The sequence below is a fragment of the Mucilaginibacter sp. P4_G9 genome, assembly GCF_056400985.1.
The window spans coordinates 1-6,544 of the sequence record NZ_JBFUKF010000280.1; the positions used below are offsets into that span (position 1 = coordinate 1).

6 protein-coding genes are annotated in these 6,544 nt (G+C 43.7%); 2 read left to right on the top strand and 4 right to left on the bottom strand.

Annotated elements, in window-relative coordinates; translation table 11 throughout:
- Together AC1DPZ_RS19440 and map are read left to right on the top strand one after the other, a co-directional pair.
- Positions 1 to 2,029 (top strand): S9 family peptidase (locus AC1DPZ_RS19440; RefSeq protein WP_477406471.1); only part of this gene is annotated, 2,029 nt, incomplete at its 5' end.
- A gap of 147 nt (positions 2,030 to 2,176) precedes the next feature.
- Entirely contained in the window at positions 2,177 to 2,941 is a 765-nt protein-coding gene (map, locus tag AC1DPZ_RS19445) for a type I methionyl aminopeptidase (protein WP_477406473.1), read from the top strand.
- Between the two features lie 87 nt (positions 2,942 to 3,028).
- On the opposite strand, the gene AC1DPZ_RS19450 is transcribed toward map, so the two are convergent.
- The 4 genes from AC1DPZ_RS19450 to AC1DPZ_RS19465 form a co-directional block, all read right to left on the bottom strand.
- Positions 3,029 to 3,790, bottom strand: coding sequence for a LytR/AlgR family response regulator transcription factor (locus AC1DPZ_RS19450; protein ID WP_477406475.1), 762 nt, complete (start codon positions 3,788 to 3,790; stop codon positions 3,029 to 3,031).
- Positions 3,771 to 4,790 (bottom strand): sensor histidine kinase, encoded by a 1,020-nt coding sequence (locus tag AC1DPZ_RS19455; RefSeq protein WP_477406477.1) that lies wholly within the window; start codon positions 4,788 to 4,790, stop codon positions 3,771 to 3,773. Before AC1DPZ_RS19455 ends, AC1DPZ_RS19450 begins: the two co-directional genes overlap by 20 nt.
- A 301-nt stretch (positions 4,791 to 5,091) precedes the next feature.
- Positions 5,092 to 6,111 carry an alpha/beta fold hydrolase gene (locus AC1DPZ_RS19460; RefSeq protein ID WP_477406479.1) on the bottom strand — a complete coding sequence of 340 codons (1,020 nt, stop codon included), beginning with the start codon at positions 6,109 to 6,111 and terminating at the stop codon, positions 5,092 to 5,094.
- Positions 6,112 to 6,188: 77 nt separating this feature from the next.
- The coding region (locus AC1DPZ_RS19465; RefSeq protein ID WP_477406481.1) for a DoxX family protein at positions 6,189 to 6,544 on the bottom strand (356 nt) is incomplete at its 5' end.

The window sequence follows — 6,544 nt, forward strand, 5'->3', positions numbered from 1 at the left end:
ACAAATGGCTGATGCCATTAGCACAGTGCTTGGTAAATCATTGCCGGTGAGTAAGTTGCATATTGTTCAAATGTTTTTTAGCGCAGATGAAAAGCAAGTAACATTTAAAACAGATAATAACTGGATAAAGTGTGATTTGGGCAGCTACCATTGCGAAAAAACAACCGATACATTATTTAAGAGTTATGATCCTAATGAGCCGCTTCAAAAGCGCAGGTATCGTTGGGAAGGGTTAGTGGCCGATTCTGTTTCGCCGGATAAACAATGGACTGTTTTTGTAAAAGGCGGCAATATTTATGTAAAGTCATTAAAAGGATCGGCCGAAATTCAATTCACTACTGATGGTAGCCTTGATAAACCTTACGGTGATGTGTCCTGGGCTCCAGATAGTAAAACCCTGGTGGGTTACCATATTGACCCTAAAAAAACAAAGGAGGTATATTATATTCTCAGTTCGGTACCCGGAACAACACGTGGGCAACTTAAATCGCATGAGTATGACCAGCCGGGAGATGAATGGACCTCTTATGAACCGTTTATTTTCGGCATAGCCGATAAAAGTAAATTAAAGATTGATGCAGAAAAACTTGACTTTTTTGGAGCACCGGCGCTACACTGGCGTGATGGGAACGGCCGGTATTTCACTTATGAAAAAGTTGACCGCGGGCACCAGCGTTTCAGGGTTATTGAGGTAGATGTACATACAGGGAAAACACGCAACATCATAGATGAAAAAACAAACACCTTTATCTATGAGCAAAGGATCTATACCCGCTATCTGCCTAAAACGCATGAGATCATATGGCTTACTGAGAAGGATGGATGGCGCCACGCTTACCTCGTTGATGAAATAACAGGAATGGAAAAGCTGATTACCACAGGTAGCTGGGTTGTGCGAGACATTGATAGTGTAGATGTTAAGAAAAGAGAGATCTGGTTTAATGCAAGCGGCAAAAATGCAGGCGAAGATCCTTATTTTATCCACTACTATCGCATGGGTTTTGATGGCAGGAACCTGGTTGACCTAACCCCCGAAAAAGGTAACCACAGCCTTACCTTTTCGCCCGACAGGAAGTATTATATTGATACTTATTCGGAAGTTAATGCAGCGCCGCGTATTGTGCTTAAAAATACATCAACCTTTAAAACGATAACCGAACTGGAAAACCAGGATATGAGCGATCTGTTAGCTACCGGTATTAAATTGCCCGAGGTGTTTGTTGCCAAAGCCCGCGATGGCAAAACAGATATATGGGGCGTTATCTATCGCCCGGCCAATATGGACCCTGCTAAAAGCTATCCTGTTATTGAAAATATATACGCCGGCCCGCAGGATTCATTTGTCCCCAAGAGTTTTTCAGTGATAAACGAAATGCAAAGCATCGCGCAATTAGGCTTTATAGTGGTACAGATAGATGGCATGGGTACGGCCAATCGCTCAAAGACTTTTCATGATGTATGCTGGCATAACCTGGCCGATGCCGGTTTTACCGATCGTATTTTATGGATGCAGGCTATGGCTGCAAAATATCCGCAGGTTGATATCAGTCATGTGGGAGTTTATGGTACATCAGCTGGGGGGCAAAATTCTGCCGGGGCGTTATTGTTCCATCCTGAGTTTTATAAAGCTGCAGTATCAGCCTGTGGATGTCACGATAACCGGATAGATAAGCAATGGTGGAACGAGCAGTGGATGGGTTATCCGGTAGGGCAGCATTATGAGCAGCAATCAAACATTACCAATGCCGGTAATTTAAAAGGTAATTTATTGCTGATTGTAGGCGAGGCTGATAACAATGTTCCGCCGGAGTCGACTTATCGTTTTGCTGATGCCCTGATAAAAAATAATAAATATTTTGACCTGCTAACTATACCCGGAATGGGCCACAGCGATGGCGGACTATATGGCCGTAAAAAGAAAAGAGATTTTTTTGTGAAGCACCTGCTAAATGTCGAACCACCTAATCGTAATGCAGATGAAATTACCGTTGTAAATACCGGAGAAACAGCACATCATTTAGCTGATTAATAGCCTGTTTATTCATGCTTATGTGACTCCTGTTAAATCAATTAAACAAAACAGGCACAAATACGAACGTTGTTTTCATAAACTGACGTTTGGTAAACGGTGTCAAATGTATTAATTGTTAATTTTGCCGCAGATAAAAACTCAAAAATGTCTATAACTACCGAAGACGAAAGAATTGGAATGCAACAGGCAAGTGATGCTGTTGCCATCACGCTTAAAAAGATGCGTGAGTTTGCCAAACCGGGCATTTCAACAAAGGAACTTGATGAGTACGGCGGCGAATTGCTGGCACAAATGGGCGCACGTTCTGCACCTGCGTTAACCTATAATTTCCCCGGGTATACCTGTATTAGTATTAATGCGGAAGCTGCGCACGGAATACCATCAGTGGATAAAATCCTAAAAGAAGGTGATCTGATAAATATTGATGTATCGGCAGAATTAAATGGCTATTGGGCCGACAATGGCGGCTCGTTTGTATTGGGCGAAGATATCCACGGCCATGGCAAATTGGTAGAAGCATCGAAAGAGATATTGAGGAAGGCGATCAGCAACATTAAAGGTGGTGTCAGAATATCGGATATAGGCCGGCTGATCGAAACTGAAGCCAGGAAAGCCGGCTACATGGTAATAAAAAACCTGACCGGACATGGTATCGGTCGCAGCTTGCACGAGGAGCCTCACGAGATAGCTAACTACTGCGACAAGTACAACACTACGCGTTTTAAAAAGAATTCGGTGGTGGCGATAGAGACATTCATTTCAACACGGTCAACAATTGCCGATACACAAGCCGATGGCTGGACGCTAAGCGGTAATAAAGGTGGTTTTGTTGCGCAACACGAGCATACCATTATGGTAACTGGCGGTCAGCCGGTGATATTTACAGCGCAGAACGGCATTTGGGATTAGATAGCCCCGCAGCCTTAAAGGAGTGAAAACAGGCTCAATTGGACAGATCAACGCTTCATCCGGACAAATTGAGCCAGTAATATTTTTTTACCTTTCTTCCATCCAGGAAAGAAAAGCGGTAGATTTTTCCTTATTGATCAACAGCTTTTCGGGAGTTTCAACAACCAGCTTTACATAGAGCTTGCGCAGAAAATAATGTTCTACCTCCTTTATCGCTTTAAAATTAACCAGGTATTGCCGGTTGACCCTAAAGAATTGCCTGGATGATACGGCATTGGTAATTTGATCCAGCGACTGGCTAACGGCATATTCCTGCTTATCAAAACACATAATTGATGTGGCATCATTGCGGATATAAAAAAAGGCGATATTATCAGTATGTACCGTAGTGTACTTTTGGTTCTTAAATACCAGAAAGCTGGTTTTGCCGGCAGGCGACCCTAATCTGGACAGAAGGTCGCCGAGATCAGGCACTACCTTTTGCTGAAAGAAATTTTTCAACTCATCTACTTTCCTGAACGCTTCCTGGATATCCTCTTTTGAAAAGGGTTTAAGCACATAATCGACACCGTTACGCTTAAAAGCTTCCAGCGAATATTCATCAAAGGCCGTACAGAATATTACAGGGCAAGTGATCTTAACGGATTTAAAGATCTCGAAGGACAAACCATCGGCTAATTGAATATCCATAAAGATCAGGTCGGGTTGCGGGCTGCTGGTCAATGCCTCTACCGATCTTTCCACACTTTGATATTGCCCGGTGATCCTGGCTTCCGGGCGCAGGTTCAAAATGATATTTTCAAGCGATTTGGCTGTTTTCAGCTCGTCTTCAATGATGATGATATTCATAAATTAAAGGTAGTTTGATTTGGAACAGGTTTCCGTCATTAATAATCTCTACCTGCTTTTCAAGCAGGTGATGGTAACGCAGCTGAATGTTTTTCAAGCCCACGCCAAGCGAGTTTTGATCCCCGGATTTCAAACGGATCGGGTTTTCGATGATGATATGGTCAGCCTCTGCATATAAGCGGATATGCAATGGTTTATCTACCGATACCACATTATGCTTGATGCAATTTTCCACCAGTAACTGAAGGGTAAATGGCGGAATCAGGGTATGCATTATTTGGTCGTCCAATTCGTTTTTAAAGGTAAAGCCGCCCTCAAACCTGGCGTTCTGCAAAAACAGGTAAGCTTTCACAATTTCCATTTCGTCGGCCACTTGTATAAGATCGAGTTTCCGGCTCTCCAGCGTGTAGCGGTAAAAGTTTGAAAGTTTCAGGATGAAATCTACTGACTCCGCATCACCGGTTTCCACCATGGCTTTCAGCGTGTTGAGACTGTTAAACAGGAAGTGCGGGTTTACCTGCTGTTTCAATAATTCAAACTGAGCCCCCAGGTTATCGTTTTTGATCCGCTCCAGTTCCATGTTAACATATTGGTTCTCATAGTTTTGCTGCAACAACTGCAAAAACATATAGAAAATCAGGTTGATCAGGATACCCCTTACCTCTACCATCAGCATCACCGGTCCGAAATTGATATGCGACAAAATTAGCTGCTGTATCCAGGCTAAACCGAACATGACTCCAATCCCGATCAGCAAACTATTAACGAGCCTCGGATAAGAGATCTGCCGTTTAGGCGATTTTTCAGACTGATAGGAAAACATATAAATATTCACATACCACATCAGCAGGGCAAACGCCGAAGTGATGCCTGCATTCACAGCTGCTTCTGCCGCATTAAAATGCTGCTGTGCTATCTGTGGAACTGATGACAACAGCCCGATGGTAATAGCGCTGACCCAGATAAGAGCAGCCGATATCTTTAATTTTTGTTTATTCATGATAAGCGTCCCCCAAATTTATAGATATTATTTCATGCCGGGTAAATTATTGCAGAGCTTCCCAGCAATCGCTTTTTTAATATTTAAAGGGTCAAACGCCAGAAAAAACCATTAAATGAACCTATTTGGCACAGAATATTGGCGAATAGCGATGGGTTTGAAACCCATCGCTATGGTGAAAGTTTTAATTTAGTTTTAAAAGCGATTGCTGGCGAACTTCCATTTAAACCAACATCCTGCCACCAACCGGACAGTTTAGTAGCAGGGTGTTTCGATATTTTAGACTGTTGGTAAATATTCGTTATTTGGAAAGACTATCGGCTTCAATAATGGCATCGGCAAACGCTTTGGGTGCTTCCTGCGGCAGGTTATGCCCTATCCCGCCTGCCACCGTATGATGCGCGTATTTTCCTTTGAATTTTGCAGCATAATTTGCCGGATCGGGATGAGGGGCGCCATTGGCATCACCTTCAAGAGTAACTGTTGGTACCGTGATCGCAGGTGCAGTAGCCAACTTATTTTCCAGCGCATTATATTTGGCTTCACCCTTAACCAGGCCTAAACGCCAGCGATAATTATGTATCACGATAGCCACATGATCGGGATTATTAAAAGCCGCGGCCGATTGCGCATAGGTGGTATCGCTAAATTGCCATTTTGGCGAGGCGGTTTGCCAGATCAGGTGATTAAATTCCTTTGTATTGGCTTCATAACCTGCACGGCCGCGTTCGGTGGCAAAGTAGTATTGGTACCACCAGCTCAACTCTGCTTTAGGCGGCAGCGGCGCGATATTTCCTTTTTGGCTTCCTATCAGGTAGCCGCTTACCGATACCAGGGCCTTGCATCTTTCGGGATACAAAGCGGCGATGATATCTGCGGTGCGCGCGCCCCAGTCAAAGCCGCCGATAACCGCTTTTTGAATTTTTAAAGCGTCCATTAGCGCGATAATATCCAACGCCAATGCTGCCTGCTGTCCGTTTCGCATGGTTTGAGGAGAAAGGAAACGTGTGCTGCCATACCCTCTCAGGTAGGGGACAATGACCCGGTAGCCCTTTGCGGCCAGCAAGGCCGATACAGCGGCATAGCTATTAATATCATATGGCCAGCCATGGAGCAGGATGACCGGCTGTCCGTCAGCCGGACCGGCTTCTGCATAGCCCACATTCAGCACACCGGCATTGACTTGTTTGATTGCTGTAAAGCGGGTTGGTAAATTATTCAAGGTTAACTCTTGTGCGCTTGCTGACCTGAATTGGATGATGATCGCTAATAATGCGATAAGTGCTGAAAATGGAAGGCGGATGTTACGTTGGCTCTTCATGATGCTTAGTTTTATTTTGTTTGACCGAAGAATATTTACCTGCATCCCCGGGATGCAAGCTTTTGAATAATTACTGATTAAACCTTGGCGGCATTAACGTAGGTGGCAGGATATAATTTCCTGAACATAGCATAGGTTATGCTAATAATAGCGAACGCGATGATTGCATCAATGGTTGCCGGGAAACCAAGCACTACAATTTTAGAGAAAAAGGCAAAAAGGATATCAAAGAAGATACCGGCAAATACCCATTCCTTTAATCTTAGTAAACGGTTAGGGGTTAACAGTACTATAACGCCTGAAAGTTTAGCTACACCGAGAATGTAAATGAAGTGCGGCGGGTAACCAAGTTTTACAGTAATATCCCAAACGATAAGGTTCTTAGTTAGTTCACAGAAACCGCTGGCACCAAACCATAATGACATTAATGATG

What these genes read in the sequence shown, in the direction of transcription:
- map (WP_477406473.1), top strand. Translation starts at nt 2,177, where the DNA reads ATGTCTATAACTACCGAAGACGAAAGAATTGGAATGCAACAGGCAAGT.
- AC1DPZ_RS19450 (WP_477406475.1), bottom strand. Translation starts at nt 3,790, where the DNA reads ATGAATATCATCATCATTGAAGACGAGCTGAAAACAGCCAAATCGCTT.
- AC1DPZ_RS19460 (WP_477406479.1), bottom strand. Translation starts at nt 6,111, where the DNA reads ATGAAGAGCCAACGTAACATCCGCCTTCCATTTTCAGCACTTATCGCA.
- AC1DPZ_RS19455 (WP_477406477.1), bottom strand. Translation starts at nt 4,790, where the DNA reads ATGAATAAACAAAAATTAAAGATATCGGCTGCTCTTATCTGGGTCAGC.